At 54.1% G+C, this 16,588-nt stretch carries 16 protein-coding genes and 1 riboswitch; of the genes, 13 read left to right on the top strand and 3 right to left on the bottom strand.

Annotation, left to right across the window (positions count from 1 at the left end; all coding sequences use genetic code 11):
* Positions 1 to 161: 161 nt before the first annotated feature.
* From ACI48K_RS01915 to thiE, 10 genes are all read left to right on the top strand, one after another.
* The gene (locus tag ACI48K_RS01915; RefSeq protein WP_475025873.1) at positions 162 to 1,214 is read left to right on the top strand and encodes a LacI family DNA-binding transcriptional regulator; all 1,053 of its coding nucleotides are present in this window, start codon (positions 162 to 164) and stop codon (positions 1,212 to 1,214) included.
* Positions 1,215 to 1,247: 33 nt separating this feature from the next.
* Positions 1,248 to 2,693 (top strand): extracellular solute-binding protein, encoded by a 1,446-nt coding sequence (locus ACI48K_RS01910; protein WP_475025872.1) that lies wholly within the window; start codon positions 1,248 to 1,250, stop codon positions 2,691 to 2,693.
* A gap of 32 nt (positions 2,694 to 2,725) precedes the next feature.
* Positions 2,726 to 3,604, top strand: a complete 879-nt coding sequence (locus ACI48K_RS01905; RefSeq protein ID WP_475025871.1) for an ABC transporter permease subunit — start codon at positions 2,726 to 2,728, stop codon at positions 3,602 to 3,604.
* Positions 3,605 to 4,477 carry a carbohydrate ABC transporter permease gene (locus tag ACI48K_RS01900; RefSeq protein ID WP_475025870.1) on the top strand — a complete coding sequence of 291 codons (873 nt, stop codon included), beginning with the start codon at positions 3,605 to 3,607 and terminating at the stop codon, positions 4,475 to 4,477.
* Positions 4,478 to 4,505: 28 nt separating this feature from the next.
* Complete coding sequence (locus tag ACI48K_RS01895) at positions 4,506 to 5,795, top strand: CehA/McbA family metallohydrolase (protein WP_475025869.1); 1,290 nt, start codon at positions 4,506 to 4,508, stop codon at positions 5,793 to 5,795.
* 63 nt (positions 5,796 to 5,858) lie between these two features.
* The gene (locus ACI48K_RS01890; protein ID WP_475025868.1) at positions 5,859 to 6,689 is read left to right on the top strand and encodes a flavodoxin family protein; all 831 of its coding nucleotides are present in this window, start codon (positions 5,859 to 5,861) and stop codon (positions 6,687 to 6,689) included.
* Positions 6,690 to 6,753: 64 nt separating this feature from the next.
* Positions 6,754 to 6,856, top strand: a riboswitch (TPP riboswitch).
* Between the two features lie 145 nt (positions 6,857 to 7,001).
* Complete coding sequence (gene tenA, locus ACI48K_RS01885; protein WP_475025867.1) at positions 7,002 to 7,700, top strand: thiaminase II; 699 nt, start codon at positions 7,002 to 7,004, stop codon at positions 7,698 to 7,700.
* 65 nt (positions 7,701 to 7,765) lie between these two features.
* Positions 7,766 to 8,614: a hydroxyethylthiazole kinase gene (gene thiM / locus ACI48K_RS01880; RefSeq protein WP_475025866.1), complete on the top strand. Its 849-nt coding sequence runs from the start codon at positions 7,766 to 7,768 to the stop codon at positions 8,612 to 8,614.
* Positions 8,611 to 9,447, top strand: coding sequence for a bifunctional hydroxymethylpyrimidine kinase/phosphomethylpyrimidine kinase (gene thiD, locus ACI48K_RS01875; protein WP_475025865.1), 837 nt, complete (start codon positions 8,611 to 8,613; stop codon positions 9,445 to 9,447). The genes thiM and thiD overlap by 4 nt, the downstream gene beginning before the upstream one ends.
* Positions 9,444 to 10,130 carry a thiamine phosphate synthase gene (gene thiE, locus ACI48K_RS01870; protein WP_475025864.1) on the top strand — a complete coding sequence of 229 codons (687 nt, stop codon included), beginning with the start codon at positions 9,444 to 9,446 and terminating at the stop codon, positions 10,128 to 10,130. Before thiD ends, thiE begins: the two co-directional genes overlap by 4 nt.
* 543 nt (positions 10,131 to 10,673) lie before the next feature.
* Here thiE and ACI48K_RS01865 read toward each other — a convergent pair.
* The 3 genes from ACI48K_RS01865 to ACI48K_RS01855 all read right to left on the bottom strand — a co-directional run bounded on the left by ACI48K_RS01865 (position 10,674) and on the right by ACI48K_RS01855 (position 11,894).
* Positions 10,674 to 10,802 carry a hypothetical protein gene (locus ACI48K_RS01865; RefSeq protein WP_475025863.1) on the bottom strand — a complete coding sequence of 43 codons (129 nt, stop codon included), beginning with the start codon at positions 10,800 to 10,802 and terminating at the stop codon, positions 10,674 to 10,676.
* A 97-nt stretch (positions 10,803 to 10,899) separates the two neighbouring features.
* Entirely contained in the window at positions 10,900 to 11,307 is a 408-nt protein-coding gene (locus tag ACI48K_RS01860) for a hypothetical protein (RefSeq protein ID WP_475025862.1), read from the bottom strand.
* Positions 11,241 to 11,894 (bottom strand): YitT family protein, encoded by a 654-nt coding sequence (locus tag ACI48K_RS01855; RefSeq protein ID WP_475026045.1) that lies wholly within the window; start codon positions 11,892 to 11,894, stop codon positions 11,241 to 11,243. Before ACI48K_RS01855 ends, ACI48K_RS01860 begins: the two co-directional genes overlap by 67 nt.
* Before the next feature lie 231 nt (positions 11,895 to 12,125).
* Between ACI48K_RS01855 and ACI48K_RS01850 the strand changes: the two genes are divergently transcribed.
* The 3 genes from ACI48K_RS01850 (at position 12,126) to htpG (ending at position 16,585) form a co-directional block, all read left to right on the top strand.
* Positions 12,126 to 13,433 carry an ATP-binding protein gene (locus tag ACI48K_RS01850; RefSeq protein ID WP_475025861.1) on the top strand — a complete coding sequence of 436 codons (1,308 nt, stop codon included), beginning with the start codon at positions 12,126 to 12,128 and terminating at the stop codon, positions 13,431 to 13,433.
* Positions 13,430 to 14,602: a PstS family phosphate ABC transporter substrate-binding protein gene (locus tag ACI48K_RS01845; RefSeq protein WP_475025860.1), complete on the top strand. Its 1,173-nt coding sequence runs from the start codon at positions 13,430 to 13,432 to the stop codon at positions 14,600 to 14,602. Before ACI48K_RS01850 ends, ACI48K_RS01845 begins: the two co-directional genes overlap by 4 nt.
* Positions 14,603 to 14,704: 102 nt before the next feature.
* A complete protein-coding gene (gene htpG, locus ACI48K_RS01840; protein ID WP_475025859.1) occupies positions 14,705 to 16,585 on the top strand; it encodes a molecular chaperone HtpG in 1,881 nt (626 codons plus the stop codon).
* The last annotated feature ends 3 nt before the right edge of the window (positions 16,586 to 16,588 follow it).

Below are 16,588 nucleotides of genomic sequence, written 5' to 3'. Positions count from 1 at the left end.
GCACATGCGTTCTTATATTTTACATTATTAAGCGAATGTAAGGCAAATTAATCGTCCGAATGCTTGTTTTTACACAATAAGACACTGTCATGAAAATGTATTTAACAAAACCGGTTTAATGTATTAGACGTACTAGTACGACTCGAAAGGAACGATTGATATTGGCAACTATTGACGATGTAGCCAAGGCGGCGGGGGTATCCAAAAGCACCGTCTCCAGCGTTTTCAGCAAGAAAAGACCGATCAGCAAAGAAGTTACCGAACATGTCATCCAGGTGGCGAAGGAACTGAATTATCGGCCGAATTATTGGGCCCGCAGCCTGGTAAACAAAACGACGCGCATTATCGGCCTCAATATGAGGGGGGAAAAAGCGGCGAAGCTGAACCAGTTTCAATACTCGCTGCTGAACGGAGTACTTCCCGTGTGCTATGAACGGGGGTATCGGCTTTTAATCAACACCTTGTCCTCGTCCTATTTAAACCAAGTAGAGCATCTTGTCTCCGATCCGGTTGACGGAGAAGTCATTCTCGACGCCGTTACCGGAGACCCTCGAATCAAGGATTGCCTGGAACGGGATTTGCCTATTGTCGTAGTCGGACGTCCTTCGGATGAGGATCGTTCCCGCGTTTGCTACGTGGACAACGACAATATCGGGATCGCGGCCAAAGCGACCGAGTACCTGATTGCTTTGGGGCACCGGAGTATTTTGTTCCTCAATGCGCCGGTCGACCGGACGGTGGCCGTCGATCGCGGGTTGGGATATCTGAATGCGTTCGCTCAAGCGGGATTGGACGCGCCGAAGCAAATGATCGTCCATAAGCCGGATGAGATCGATTTGGCGCAATCCTTCGGTTACGAAACGGCTCTGGCTTCGCTCCGGGAGAATCCCGAAATCACGGCGATCATCACCGATACGGATGCGATGGCGCTTGGCGTTTACCAGGCCGCGGAGGAGATGGGATTATCCATCCCTGAGCATTTGTCGGTGCTTTCCTTCAGTTATGACGGTCCTACCGCACATGAATTTGTTCCTGCGCTGACCGGGGTTCGCCTTCATGCCGAGCGGCTCGGGACGGAGTCGGTGCTCTTGCTGCTCGAGCAGCTTGAAGCGAACAAACGCTTGGCCAAAAGAACGCTCATCCCGGCGGAGCTTATTGTGCGCGACTCTTGCGCAAATCCGGCAAAGCTTAACCCGAAAACCCAAGAAACATGAACCTGAGGCCTATTTTAAGGAGGAAAAGTTACGGTGAAATATAAATTACGTGGATTATTTGCATTTATGGTGGCCGGCTCCATGCTGCTTTCGGCTTGCGGAAATTCGGCGACGAATACGGGGGCGCCGGCCGGAGAGACCCAAAACAACGCGTCGGCGGATGCCAATCAGGGAGCGGGAAGCGGCGAGATGAAACTCCGCATTCTATCGGCAAACGTTGGCGGCAAAACGCCGGAGGAAAACGCGAAATTCGAAGCGGAAATCAAACGGTTGACGGGAATTGACGTGACCCTCGAACGTCCAGCCAGCGATTACGACCAGAAGGTGTTGACCGTGCTGGGTTCCGGCGAAAAATACGACCTCATCGAAGGCAGCGACCTTGGGAAGCTGAACGGCTTCGTTAAACAGGGCGTGCTGACGGATTTGACCGATTTCGTACAAGGGTCGAGTCAACTCTCCGATCCATCGGTGATTCCGACCGATGAATGGGATCAATTGAAAGGCGACGACGGCAAAATTTACGCCGTGTTCTCCAAATTCCAGGGCGGAACGATGCCTATCGTACGTAAAGACTGGCTGGACAAGCTGCAACTGCAGGAGCCCAAAACGCTGGACGATTACTACAACGTCCTGAAAGCCTTCAAGGAGCGGGATCCGGACGGGAACGGAAAAGACGACACTTACGGGCTCAGCACTTCCGGACTTTACGATATCCAGGGCTTCATGAGCGCGGCCGGACTTAAATACCGCTATGTGATGAAGGATGGAAAACGCACGATTCCTTACGCTTCCGACGCCGCTGTTCCCATGTACGAATGGTTTGCCAAACTGGTGAAGGAAGGCATCATGGATCCGAACTTCGTGACCAACGATACGGGAAAAATGCGCAACCTGTTCCTGACCGACCGCGTCGGCATGGTCACATATTGGGACGCTTGGGTAGGCATGTTCAACAGCACGCGAAAAGAAGCGGATCCGAACACTACGTTCCTGGCTGAGGGGCTTGCAAGTGCGCCGGGTCCTGACGGTACGCTGCTCATGCGCCGCGGAGACCCCGATTATTGGATGATGCCGGCGAATGCGGAACATTCCGATGCGGCCAAGAAATTCCTTGAATTCTGGCATACGGAAGAAGGAATTACTTTGGGAAGCTTGGGGATAGAAGGCGAAGATTACACGAAAGACGGCGACAAGTATACCTTGACGGATGAAGGCAAGGAACACAACATGGACCATGGCGTTCCGTTTTGGTACAACGAAAACGTGAAGCCGAAATTCCCCAAACTGCCTGGGGTTCAAGAGGCTCAAGATTTGGCGAAGCAGTACGCAACGCTGGAGCTGTCGCTGCCGGAATGGAGCGACGCCGAAAAAATCGTTCAGAATTATGCGCTGAAGGCCATGTCCGGTCAAATGCCGGCCTCGGATGCCGTGAAACAAATGCAGAAGGAGCTTAAGGCGGCAAACCTCATCGACGAATAAACGGCTTGGCCCGGTCAGGATGTGATGAAGCAATGAATGCGCTTCGGAAGTATGGCGCTCTTTATTTGATGATGCTGCCTGTCGTCGTTTACTTTTTGATCTATGGATATTACCCGCTTATCAAAGGCCTGGAGCTCAGCTTTCAGGAATACCGGCTGATGGGTGACCGTCCATTTAACGGAATGGCCAATTACGCGCAGGTTTGGCACGACCCTTTTTTCTGGAAGTCGCTGGCCAACACGCTGGTTATCGGCGGAGGCATCCTGGTTTTTGGTTTTGCGGCGCCGCTGCTGATCGCGCTGTCTTTGAACGAAGTGCTGCACGCCCGCTTCAAAAAAACGGCGCAAATGCTGCTTTATATTCCTCATTTGCTGTCCTGGGTGGTTGTCGGGGGAATGTGGATCTTCCTGCTTTCCCCGGACACGGGTCTTGTGAATCTGCTGCTGCAGCGCTGGCTCCATCTGCCCCCGATCCACTATTTGGCGGACGCTTTTTGGGCCAGATGGGTCATGATTCTGGTGGCGACGTGGAAGGACATGGGATATAACTGCATTTTGTTCCTAGCCGGGATCGTGTCGATCAATCCTTCATTGTATGAAGCGGCGCGAATGGATGGAGCATCGCGCTTGCAGCAGGTCAAGTATGTCACGATTCCGCAGCTGTCAGGGACGATGAAAGTTGTTTTTTTGCTGAATACGCTGGGCGTGTTGAGAATTTTTGATCAAGTTTTTGTATTGAGGAACCCTTCGACTTCTCCGGATGTCGACGTACTGATGATGTACACGTTCCAAAAAGGGATCATGGATATGCAGATCGGCGTAGCGGCTGCGGCCAGCTTCATGGTGCTGGTATTCACTTTGGCGCTGACTTTGTTCGTCCGGAAAATAACCCGATTCGACGAGGTGGGCTAAATGACGGGAATGGAGCGGTTCGAACGCGCCGGCTGGAAGAACCGGCTGTTCGACGCCGTAAACGGATTGTTTTTGCTGCTGCTCATGCTGACCATGATCATTCCTTTTCTAAATGTTATATCGCTTTCGTTCTCTTCCGGCTTTGCATCGATGCAGCCGAATATCGTTTTGCTGCCGCAGGAATTCAGCACGGAAGGATACCGCACGATTTGGGAGAGCCTTGATCTGTGGCGGCCGTTCATGAACAGCGCCGTCGTGACGCTGTCCGGGACGCTGCTGCATGTGCTGCTGTCCTCGCTGGCCGGGTATGTGCTGGTTCAACCCCGGGTTCCGGGGAAGAAGCTGATGGTTACGTTCGTGCTGATTACGATGATGATTCCCCAGGAAGCGGTACTCATTCCGCTGTACGTCGTCAACAAGGACTTTCATCTTATTAATACCTTGGCGGTGCTTGTGCTGTCGGGACTCGTATCCGGTTTTTCGATTCTGCTGATGAGGAACTTCTTTATGAGCATCCCCTTTGAAATTGCCGAAGCGGCGAGAATCGACGGAGCCGGTGAATTCTGGATTTACACCATTTATATGAGGCTGGCCGCACCGGGACTCGCTACCATCTCGCTGTTCGAATTCGTGAACCGCTGGAACATGTTCACCGCACCGCTTATTTTTATTAACGACAGCATGAAATACACGCTGCAAGTCGCTTTGAAATCGCTGATCGTCGATACAAGCAGCGTTTCGAGCAATTATATCATTACGACCAACGTCAAAATGGCCGGCATCATCATTGCGATTCTTCCGCTGGTTGCGGTGTATCCGTTCGTGCAGCGCTTTTTTATGAAGGGAATCATGCTTGGCGCCAGCAAGGAGTAACGGTCAGGAAGGAAAGGAGCCGTGCTTCATGTCATTAAATATGGATTCGGGTCGCCCGTCTTCCGCCCGGTTTGGGCATACGCTGCATCTTCTCCGCGAACAGCAGCGGAGCTATCCCGAGCTTGCCTTTCAGGTGCCCGAGGGAGTCGAAAAAATCGATATCCGTTATCGCTACGACAAAAACGAGGCGACGGTGGTCGATATCGGCCTCCGCTCTCCGGCACGCATTGTGGGCTGGAGCGGAGGGGCGCGGGATCGTTTTTTCGTCGGAATGGAAAAAGCCACGCCGGGTTATCTGCCGGGAGCGATCATTCCCGGAACATGGTTCGTCCTGTTCGGCGCTTATCGGATTCCCGAGGAAGGCTGCACCGTTGAACTGCAAATTTCGTATACATTTAGTCATCCGCGGTGGCTTAAGGGCGACCTGCACACGCATACTGTCCACAGCGACGGCAGTTACGCCGTGGCCGAGGCAATGGCCCTATCGAAGGAAAAAGGGCTGGACTTCCTGGCGCTGACCGATCACAATACCGCTTCACAGAGCTTAGCCGCTCCGATGTATGACGAGGAGTTGCTGCTTATACCCGGAGTGGAATTGACCAGCTACAGCGGCCATGCCAATTTGCTCGGGCAGCCTGACGCACTGGATGACTTCCGTGTCCTAACGCCGGAAGCGGCGGCGGAAGAACTGGGCAAGGCGCAGGACAAAGGAGCGTTCGTGTCGCTCAATCACCCTTTTTGCGATGATTGTCCGTGGGAGCTTGGCTTCGATGTACCGTTTGACGCGATCGAGGTATGGAACGGCCCGTGGAGGGAGCTTAATGAGAGGGCAGTGGGGTGGTGGCAGCAACGGCTGGCGGAGGGCCGGAGAATCATTGCCTTAGGCGGCAGCGATACGCATCGGCCGCACCCGCTTGTGCAGCATGGATCGCCGACGACCTTCGTGCTTGCGGAGACGGAAACGACACCTGCCGTCATTGAGGGAATTCGGAAGGGGCGAGTTGTGCTGAGCATGGATCCGGACGAAACCTTCATGACATTGACCGCGGGCGGCGTCGGGATCGGCGGCGAATTGAAAGCGGCCGGACTTTCGGAGGTTGAGCTGGAAATTGCCGTCGACAAAGCCCGAAACGACCGAATCTGCTTGTGGTCCGACCATGGACTGGAATTGGAATGGGCAGAGGCGCACGGTCAACGGACCATCGCTTGCGTAATGCCTGCCGACCGGTTGTTTTACCGCGTAGAGGCACGCCGTTATTTGGAGGAATGGGACAGGGAGGTTATGACCTGCCTGACGAATCCCGTGTATCTGCTCTAAACCCGTCTCATTACTGCCAAGATTAGGAGAACATTGTATAATGGCGGCAGGAGGCGATTCCAGATGAATGTGGAGTTCTCGCAGCCGGTTCATGCCGTCAGAATAGTATCCGTCGTCAGCAGTTTTCGCGGCGGCGGAAATACGGAGCGTTTGGTCAAACGGGTGGAATCGGAAATACGGCAATTGGCCGAAAATAGGCAAATCCCCGTTGAATTTGAGCATGTTTCTTTGGCCCGTGCGGATATCCAAACGTGCCGGGGATGCCGCATTTGCTTTGAGCGGGGCGAGCAATTGTGTCCGATCCGCGATCAGGTGGCGGATATCAATGGCACAATCGTTCAGGCGGACGGCATCATTCTGGCTAGCCCGGTATACCTTGAGGATGTTAACGGGATCATGAAAAATTGGATGGACCGAATGGCTTACCAGTGTCATCGTCCCGCTTTTGCCGGAAAAGTTGCCGGAATTTTGACGACTTCGGGAGGGGGGACTTCGAACCGTGCCCTCCAAACGCTGAATATCGCTTTAAACTCCTGGGGTGTGCGCATCGCCTCCAAAGCAAACTTCAGAACCGGAGCTTTGATGGAAAACGAGGAAATTAGCCTCAAGTACGGCAAAGGAATAAAGCGATTTGCGCTGCAATTATTTGAAGGCATCCTGTATAAATCCCGCAAGCCTTCCTTTTATGCGCTAATGTCTTTCAAGGTTCAACAAAGCCACCGGAAAATTCAGGCCCGCACCGGCAAAACCGAAACGATCGATTACGGGTATTGGCTGAACCAAGGCTGGCTTGAGCCGCGTGCCAAGTATTACTTTGCCCCGGAGTGCGGTTGTCTTAAGCTTGCCTCCGCAAGGTTTCTTGGCAAGGTGATTTTCAGGCTGATGTTTCGCTGAACGCAAACCGCTTTGGTATTGACACCGCTGACAAGGATGGGTAAAGTTAGGGTTAGTTGAATAGCAAGTCCACTAGGGGCGCCGTTAACGGCTGAGACGAGAAGAATCTCGGACCCTTCGAACCTGATCTAGTTCATACTAGCGTAGGAAAGTGGAGCCGGCCTAATATATTTTCGCGTTTTCTATTTTTTGGATACGTGCAGCCGCTCCCTTTCCGGAGCGGCTTTTTTGCGTTCGCTTCACCGCTGGCGGATGGCGGATCAACCGGCTTGCAGATCGACAATCCCTTAACAAGTATCAGGAGGAGAATCCATGGAGACGACAAGCTTTACGCTGGGGCTTCGCTCGCAGGCGGACGCGATTTTCCGGGCAATTTACGATCATCCCTTCGTGCGCGGGATCGCAAGCGGACGTTTGCAAAAAGAGCAGCTGATTCATTATGTCAAGCAGGATTACGAATATTTGAACGCTTTTATGCGAGTCTACGGCATCGCTATCTCTAAATGCACGGAGCGCGAGGATATCGCCATGTTTAATGAGCATATCTCGTTTGTCCTGAACAGCGAAATCCATCCGCACCAAAACTTCTGCGCGGTCGCAGGCGTGGATTACGGCAAGCTGCGCGGATACCCGCTGGCCCCTTCGGCGCACCATTATATCCGCCATTTGCTGACTGTGGCCCACGAGGGCAGTCTGGGAGAAATTATGGCGGCGCTGCTTCCTTGCCCCTGGACGTACCAGGAGATCGGACAAAGGCTGATTGAAGAAGTGAAGCCGACCGAGTCGCATCCGTTTTATGAGTGGATTCATTTCTACGGGAATCCGTCCGGCGATATCCTGAGCGAGTTTGGAGACCGCCTGGACCAATGGGCCAGGGAGGCTACGGCGCGAGAGCGGGAGAAAATGACGGAACATTTTCTGCTCAGCTGCCAGTTGGAATACTTGTTCTGGGATATGGCCTATAAACAGGAGACGTGGCCGGTGGATATTCCGGTCGGAACCGTGGGGTAACGGCAAGCCCTTCGCGGATTTTGTAAACGATCCAACCATTCGAAAAGAAAGAGGGCGATTGAACAATGAGCATTCTTGAAAATGAATTAAGCGGACTATTAACCAAGGTTCAACGGGTCAAACCGCTGGTCCACAATATGACGAACGTTGTCGTGACAAACTTCACCGCCAACGGCTTGTATGCGCTGGGCGCTTCGCCGGTGATGGCGTATGCGCCGGAGGAAGTCGCCGATATGGCCGCCATCGCCGGGGCGCTTGTGCTGAATATCGGCACCTTGTCCACCCCGCAGGTCGATGCGATGATCGTTGCCGGCAAATCCGCGAACAAGCACGGCGTGCCGGTGCTGCTTGATCCGGTGGGCGCGGGGGCGACCCGTTTCCGGACCGAGTCGGCGCAGCGGATTTTGCGCGAGGTGAAGGTGTCGCTGCTGCGGGGCAATGCCGCCGAAATCGCCCATCTCGTCGGCGAAGTCCGCGAGATCAAAGGCGTCGACGCCGGTGACAGCGCCGTGGCGGAAAACGCCGAACTGGCGGTGCGGGCGGCGCGGAAGCTGGGCACGGTGGTGGCGATCACCGGGCGCGAGGATATCATCACCGACGGGAAGCTGTGCCGGGTCGTCAGCGGCGGTGATCCTCTGCTGACGCAGGTGACCGGCACAGGCTGCCTGCTGACGTCGGTGCTAGGCGCTTTTGCCGCGGTGGATAAGGACCTGCTGCTGGCCGGAACCGCCGGGCTGGCGTTCTATGGAGCCGCCGCGTCGCGCGCCGCGGAGCGGACGTCCGCCGCCGGGCCGGGCAGCTTCCAGATCGCCTTCCTGGACGAGCTCGCCAAGCTGCATCCGCATTCGCTGAAAGGCCACGCCGCCGTCCGGGAGATCGAAGCCGCCTCCGCGGGAGGATGGTGGGTGGGATGAGCGCCTTGCCGAACAAGCTGACGGCAGTTCCGAGGGCGCTGACCATCGCGGGCTCCGATAGCGGCGGGGGCGCCGGGATTCAGGCGGACCTGAAAACCTTCCAGGAGCTGGATGTATTCGGCATGTCGGCGATCACCGCCATCACCGTACAGAATACGTTTGGCGTGCGAGGCGTGTATCCGCTGCCGCCGGAAGCCGCGGCGGAGCAGATCGATGCGGTTGGCTCCGATCTGGGCGTTGACGCCCTCAAGACGGGCATGCTGTTCAGCGCGGAGATCATCCGGGCCATAGCGGAGCGCATCCGCGTCTTCGGCTGGACCCGGGTCGTGGTCGATCCGGTCATGATCGCCAAAGGCGGAGCGGAGCTGCTGCTGCCGGAAGCGGTGCAGGCGCTCAAGCGGGATTTGCTCCCGCTGGCCTTAATGGCGACGCCGAACATTCCCGAAGCCGAAGTGTTGTCCGGAATTGCTATCCGGACGATGGAGGACCGGCGGGAGGCAGCTCGGCGCATTCTGGACCTGGGAGCTAGGCAGGTAGTGATCAAAGGCGGGCATGACAACGAGGACGGCGAACGGGTCGTCGACCTGCTGTACGACGGTACGGGGTTCACCGAGTTGGCCGGCCGCCGCATCGATACCGCGCACACGCACGGTACCGGCTGCACCTTCTCCGCGGCGATCGCCGCCGGCCTGGCGAAGGGTTTGTCCGAGGAGCGCGCGGTGGAAGTAGCGCGCGATTTTATCCAGGCCGCCATCGAAGACGGCCTGGGGCTAGGGCACGGCCATGGCCCGACGAACCATTGGGCCTACGGCCGCCGGGAGGCCCGCCGATGAGCGGCGTTGGCGGCGGGCGGGTGGCTTCTGCGCAAATGCGCGAGCAGTTGCGCATGTACCTGGTCGTCGGCAGCGTCAACTGCCGGCGGCAGGGGCCGGTCGCCGTCGTGCGCGAAGCGATCGCCGGCGGTGCGACCTTGGTCCAGTTCCGCGAGAAGGGAACTGGCGCATTGACCGGCGAGCCGATGCGGGCGCTGGCTCGCGAGCTGCACGCCGTCTGCAGCGCCGCCGGCGTGCCGTTTATCGTCGACGACGATGTGGAACTGGCGCTCGCCATCGGCGCCGATGGCGTCCACGTCGGGCAGGACGACGAGTCGGCCGGGACGGTGCGCGAGCGGATCGGCAATCGGATCCTGGGCGTATCCGCGCATACGGCGGACGAGGCACGGATCGCCATCGGACACGGCGCCGACTATCTCGGCATCGGCCCGCTGTATCCGACCGCGTCAAAAGAAGACGCCCACGCGGTTCATGGTCTCGGAATCCTCCGGGAGCTGCGGCATCTGGACATCGACCTGCCGCTGGTAGGTATCGGCGGGATCACGGCCGAACGCGCGCCTGAGGTCATCCACGCCGGTGCTGACGGGGTAGCGGTCATTTCCGCGGTCACGTCGGCGGACAAGGTTCGGGAAGCCGCCGAAGGTTTGTCGAGAGCCGTGAGCCAGGCATTAATGGACCGTTAGGCAATAAACAAACCGTTCGGCAGCTATTCAATTCCTACATCATCAACTCATCGTAAGTTGTCCTGTCGGGTGCGCTCTGGCGGCGGGCAAGGGAGGCCGGTGGAATACCGGCATCATCAATTCATCGGCTTCTCCAACACTTTAACGGGAAAACCTCCATTTATTTTGGAAAAATTTCTCTTAAATCAGCAATTAGCAGGAAAATCTCCTGCTAATTCGGCATTAACTAAGTCAAAAGGGGAAGATTCAGTAAATTAATGGGGTTTTTTCCTGTTAATTACGCTGAATCGTTCCCCTTTTTGAAATTAACGGGAGTTTTTCCCGTTAAATCGACGTCCTCTCGTATTTCCTCTCAAGGAGTTCAGTTTAGAAGTTCAGTCTAGTGCTAAGTTCATGCGCCCTCCTCGAGCCAACCTTCCCTCCCGAACCAAACCAACTAGCGACTCCACGAACCGTCTCTCCCGGCAAACTAACTAGCGACTCCACAAACCGTCTCTCCCGGCAAACCAACTAGCGACTCCACGAACCGTCTCTCCCGGCAAACTAACTAGCGACTCCACAAACCGTCTCTCCGGCAAACCAACTAGCGACTCCACGAACCGTCTCTCCCGGCAAACCAACTAGCGACTCCACGAACCTTCCCTCCCGAACCAAACCAACTAGCGTCTCCACGAACCGTCTCTCCCGGCAAACCAACTAGCGTCTCCAACAAACCGTCTTTCCTCGCAAACCAGCTTTCATCACGAAACAATCTTCTGCTCGATCATTTTCACCATGGCATGCTTGTGCGAAATCCCGATGAATTGCAGTCGAATACGACTTCCTTGCTGTTCTGGGTCAGCCAGTTGCGATATTGGGCGAGCAAATCGCCGGAATGTCCTTTGTTGGCGGTAGGTTCTTTTTCCGGAGGGGGAGCGGTAACCGACTTGTCCACGACGCCCAGCAGGCTCGATAGCTGCGGCAGCAGGGAGATATCGAGCGGCGCCTGTGCATTTCCAAGCCTGTGCCTCCGCTTGGGAGGTATCGCTTGAAAGGTAAGACCGGGGCTTCCCGCGAGTTCATCCTGAGTTAGCTCGCGATCCGATGGCTCATTCGCGTTCTCCCCAAAGTTTATTTTTTTCGCCAGGCCAAGCGGTAAACGGGATTCCTTGGGGCGGTCAGAATAGGGTACAGCCATACGACGAGCCTGGTGGAGATCCACTGGCAGATGAGGGCTTGAATGACGATTTTCCAGTCAATGATATAGGCCGTGAGCAGAAAAATAACGCCGTTGAACCAGAACAGCGTAGTTCCCGGGTTCATCTTTTTATGCCTGGCTATGGCGAGCGCGACAAAACCGATACCGCCGTTGGTCAGTCTCTGCATGAGCAGGAGGCAGATCCCAAGGCCGAGAAAAAGGGAACCCGCAAGCAGGTTCATCCATTCATTCGAGAAAGGCGTGCTCCCATACACCTCGAAAAAGTTAACGGAAACGGCGGTCACGGTAATGACCATAATTGTTCCGACGGCGCTGAGGCTTCCAAGATAATGGACGGCGAACAGCAGAAACAGGATGTTCGTGCTCCATAGCCCAATGCTGAGCGGCAGGCCGATCCAATGCTTGAGCAGCACCGCAAGGCCTGCGCATCCCCCGGCGGGAACGGAATGGGGGAACAGGAACACGCCCATGCCAAACCCTTGAACGATGGAGCCGGCCAAAATATAGGATCCTTTTTTTACGGTGCGCCGAAGCAGAGAACGTCCGGGTACGGCGGCGAGTTTCATTTTCACAAAGCCATCATCCTTTGATTGGGGAATCAGACAGCAAGTCCTGCTTACATTAGCTAAGCTATGCGCCGAAAGAATGAGGAATGCCGGAAGAAATCGCCTACTTTCCGACACAAATGCAGGTATAAAAGTTTATAAAGTTTGCTGTCCTTGTTTAAAGGGATTATAGATTGCGATATGGAATTAAATTTATCGATCCCAATGTTTAATTAAGGAGGCGATTCCCCAGTGAACATTGTCAAAGAAATGATCCTGCAATTGTTTTTCGCCTTGATGCCTTTCGTTATGTTTATCGCCTTCTACCGGAATAAGGCTCAAAGCTACTCGCAAAGGTTTATGAATTCCGCAAGCGTAATCAGCCTGTTTTTTTCCATGACCTTTGGAGCGAACGTAGTTCATGGATTTTTTTATGATATTCGTTACATCATGATGTTTTTCGGCCTGATTTTTGGCGGGCTGCAGACCGGGTTTATCGTTCTGGGGGAGTTTTGTTTGTTTCGCGTTTATCTCGGGGGTGAAGGGACAACTTCTGCGCTTATCATCGTGGCTGCCACGTTCCCGTTATCGGTGTTTTTTTACAGGCTGTTTCAAAAAACGAACCGTAAATCGCTGGTGATTTTCTCGGCAGGGTTATCCTTTTCTATCATCCCGCTGATCATCGGCAATCTACTTCGCCCGGGTTATATCATGAATAACCTCACCTTGCAGATTTTGATCATCCCCATGCTCAATTTGATCGGGAGCTGGCTGCTGATTACTTTGTTTAAAAAAGCGGTGTCAGACAAAGAGCTGTTCATCAATTATACGCAGGACGAAAAAACACGGGCGATCAGCCATATGGCCGCTTCGCTCGTTCACGAAGTGCGAAATCCGCTGACGGCCGTCAAGGGATTTCTGACGCTGATCCGGGACAGCTCCCTGGATCGGGAGAAGCTGGAGCGATATATCGATATTTGCGTCAGCGAAGTGGAGCGGACGGAATATGTCCTTTCCGAATATTTGTCGATCACCAAGCCGATGACGGATAAACAGGAGCCTACGGACTTATTGGAACTGCTGAAAATCACCGTCGACGTAATGAAGCCTTACGCCAATATGAATAACGTGGAGCTCGACATGAATGATCCGATCGAGCCGGTGTGGATCCTGGCAAATCCCGATAAAATCAAACAGATTCTCATTAATTTCATGAAAAACGCGGTGGAGGCCTGTTCCGAAGTTTCCTATGGGAAGGGGAGAGTGTCCGTGGGTCTTCGACCAACTCCCAAAAAGGTGAGTTTGACCATCGCAGATAACGGGGTCGGGATGACCGAGGAACAGCTAAATCGGCTGGGCTCGATTTATTTCTCGACGAAAACCAGCGGTACGGGCCTCGGTCTAACCTTTTCCTATCAAGTGATCAATGCTTTGGGAGGGACGATTGCGGTCCGCAGCGAACCCCGGACGGGAACCGTGTTCACGATTGATTTGCCTCTATATCATCGTAAGGCGGAGCACGCCGGAGTTATCCGGTCGTTGGAGGAGGTAGGCTCATGAGCGGAAAATGGTGGGTGAAGCTTGGAGTAAGCTTTGTGCTGGTCTCCACCTTCATGTTATTTGGCTTTTTCGTATCGCTGTATGTGGCGCTTACGGGGGGAGAACAATTCTATGCTCCGCTTGTGTTGATTGCGGCTTTGGGAATTTCGGCGTTTGCCGTTGTCCGCGTTTTTGTGCCCGCCCGTCCTCTGATCCAATATCTTTCGCTGCTTGGATTTCTTCTGTTGTGCGGCTTGACGGCATTTGGATATGGAGCAAGGCAAGACTATCTGGACAGCATTACGATCAGGGAACGGGAGGTAAGGCTGTCTGATTATCAACCTTTCAAGGATGGGTCGAAGGTTGTGTCATTGGATAAGCCGGCGGGGCTTTCCCTTCGGTCGGAACTGCCGCGGCTTGACGGAGCGACCGCGCTGTATCCCTTGTATTCGGCTTTCGCTCAGGCGGTATACCCGGAGAAGGAGTATGGTCCCTACTCCAGCGAAGTGATGGGCAATTCCACGCCGGAGGCCTATAAGAACCTGATGGAAGGCCGCGTGGACATCATATTTGCCGCCGCTCCTTCGAGCTCGCAGTTGCTGGAAGCCGAGCGCAAGGACGTGAAGCTGAAGCTGACTCCAATCGGCCGCGAAGCGTTCGTATTTTTCGTGAATAAGCGGAATCCGGTAAGCGGACTTTCTACGGAACAGATTCGGGAAATATATTCCGGGGAAATAACCAACTGGCGGGAGATCGGCGGACCCGACGAGAACATTCGAGCTTTTCAGCGGCCGGACGACAGCGGCAGCCAAACGATGCTGCAGAAGCTGATGGCAGGCGAGGAACTGATGCCGCCTCCTAAGGAGGATGTCGCTGGAGGCATGGGCGAAATGATAGAACGGACGGCCGACTACCGGAATCATAAAAATGCGCTGGGCTATTCGTTTCTCTATTACGCCACCGAAATGGCCCAAAGCGGAAACATCAAGCTGCTGGACATCGACGGGGTGAAGCCGGACCCAACGACGATCGCAAACGGCAATTATCCGCTTGCCGCGGAGTTCTATGCGGTAACCGCCGGGAGCGGCAACCCCAATATCGAAAAATTCATAGCCTGGATCCGGTCCTCCGAGGGGCAGTCGCTCGTTGAGCAAACGGGATATACGCCGCTTGCCCCAGGATCGTATTGACAGCGAAAAACAGGATATATAATATAAAAATAGAATTAGCACTCTTGTTTATGGAGTGCTAACAATGTTGCTGCAGTGAAATGAAAGGGGACTTCCATCCAAATGGCTAAACATCAGTTTAAAGCGGAATCCAAAAGATTGCTGGAAATGATGATCAACTCGATTTATACGCAGCGGGAAATTTTTCTGCGGGAGCTGATTTCCAACGCCAGCGACGCCATCGACAAAATCTACTATCGGGCGTTGACCGACGACCGGCTTGTCTTTAACAAGGACGATTATTTTATCAAAATTGCCGCCGACAAAGAGACCCGGACCTTGACGATTACGGATACGGGGATCGGCATGACGAAGGAAGAGCTGGAGAACAATCTCGGGATCATCGCGAAAAGCGGTTCGCTGGCCTTTAAGAGCGAAAACGAGGCCAAGGACGGCCATAATATCATCGGCCAGTTCGGGGTAGGCTTTTACGCCGCGTTTATGGTGGCGGACGTCGTTACCGTCAACAGCCGGGCGCTTGACAGCGATGAAGCGTACCGCTGGGAATCCACGGGAGCGGACGGCTATTCGATCGAAGTTTGCGAGAAGGCCGAGGTGGGTACGGAAATTATTTTGAAAATCAAGGAAAACACGGAAGACGACCAATACGACGAGTATTTGGATGAATACCGCTTGAAGTCGATCATCAAGAAATATTCCGACTTTATCCGTTACCCGATCAAGATGGACGTGACCGGCAGCCGGCCGAAGGAAGGCAGCGAAGGCGAGTTCGAAGAATACAAGGAAGAGCAGACCGTCAACAGCATGGTGCCGATCTGGCGGAAGAACAAAAGCGAGCTGACCGAAGAAGACTACGAGAACTTCTATATGGAAAAGCGGTACGGCTTCGACAAGCCGGTATCGCATATCCATGTCAAAGCGGACGGAGCGGTCGTGTATAACGCGATTCTGTACATTCCCGAAACGACGCCGTTCGACTATTACACGAAAGAATACGAAAAAGGACTGGAGCTGTATTCAAACGGCGTGCTGATCATGAACAAATGCGCCGATCTGCTTCCCGACTACTTCGGTTTTGTCAAAGGAATGGTCGATTCGGAGGATCTGTCCTTGAATATTTCGCGGGAGCTGCTGCAGCATGACCGTCAGCTTAAGGCGATCGCGAAAAATATCCAAAGCAAAATCAAAGGCCAACTGCAAACCTTGCTTAAGGATGAACGCGACAAATACGAAAAGTTTTACGATGCGTTTGGCCGCCAGTTGAAATTCGGCGTGTACAGCGATTACGGCATGAACAAGGACGTGCTGCAGGATTTGCTGCTGTTCACCTCTTCCAAAGAGAAAAAGCCGGTTACGCTGGACGAATATGTCTCCCGGATGCCGGAGGACCAAAAATACATTTATTACGCCGCCGGCGAGTCCGTCGAACGTCTGGAGAAGCTTCCGCAAACCGAACTGGTGGCCGATAAAGGATACGAAATTTTGTATCTCACCGACGATATCGACGAATTTGCCCTGAAGGTGATTCTGAACTATAAAGGGAAAGACTTTAAATCGGTATCGAGCGGCGACCTCGGAATAGAAGCGGACGACAATGACGCCAAGGCGGATACGGAACAAGACGAGAATAAAGAATTGTTTGCAGCCATGAAGGAACTGCTGGCAGGCAAAGTGCTGGAGGTCAAAGCCTCCAAACGGTTGAAATCCCATCCGGTCTGCTTGTCCACGGAAGGCGAAATCTCCATCGAAATGGAGAAAGTGCTGAACGCGATGCCAAACGGTCAAGAGGTCAAAGCGGACAAGGTGCTGGAAATCAACGTTCATCACGACGTGTTCCGGTCCTTGAAGAACGCTTACGCGAGCGATAAAGAAAAACTGAACCTGTACACAAACCTGCTGTTCAATCAGGCGCTGCTGATCGAAGGCCTGCCGGTTACCGATCCGGTCGAGTTTACGAACAATATTTGCAAAGTGATGGTATAAGCA

Source organism: Paenibacillus terrisolis (assembly GCF_056171975.1).
The sequence above is the reverse complement of the archived record's forward strand: the minus strand, read 5'-3'. Positions and strand labels throughout refer to the sequence as shown.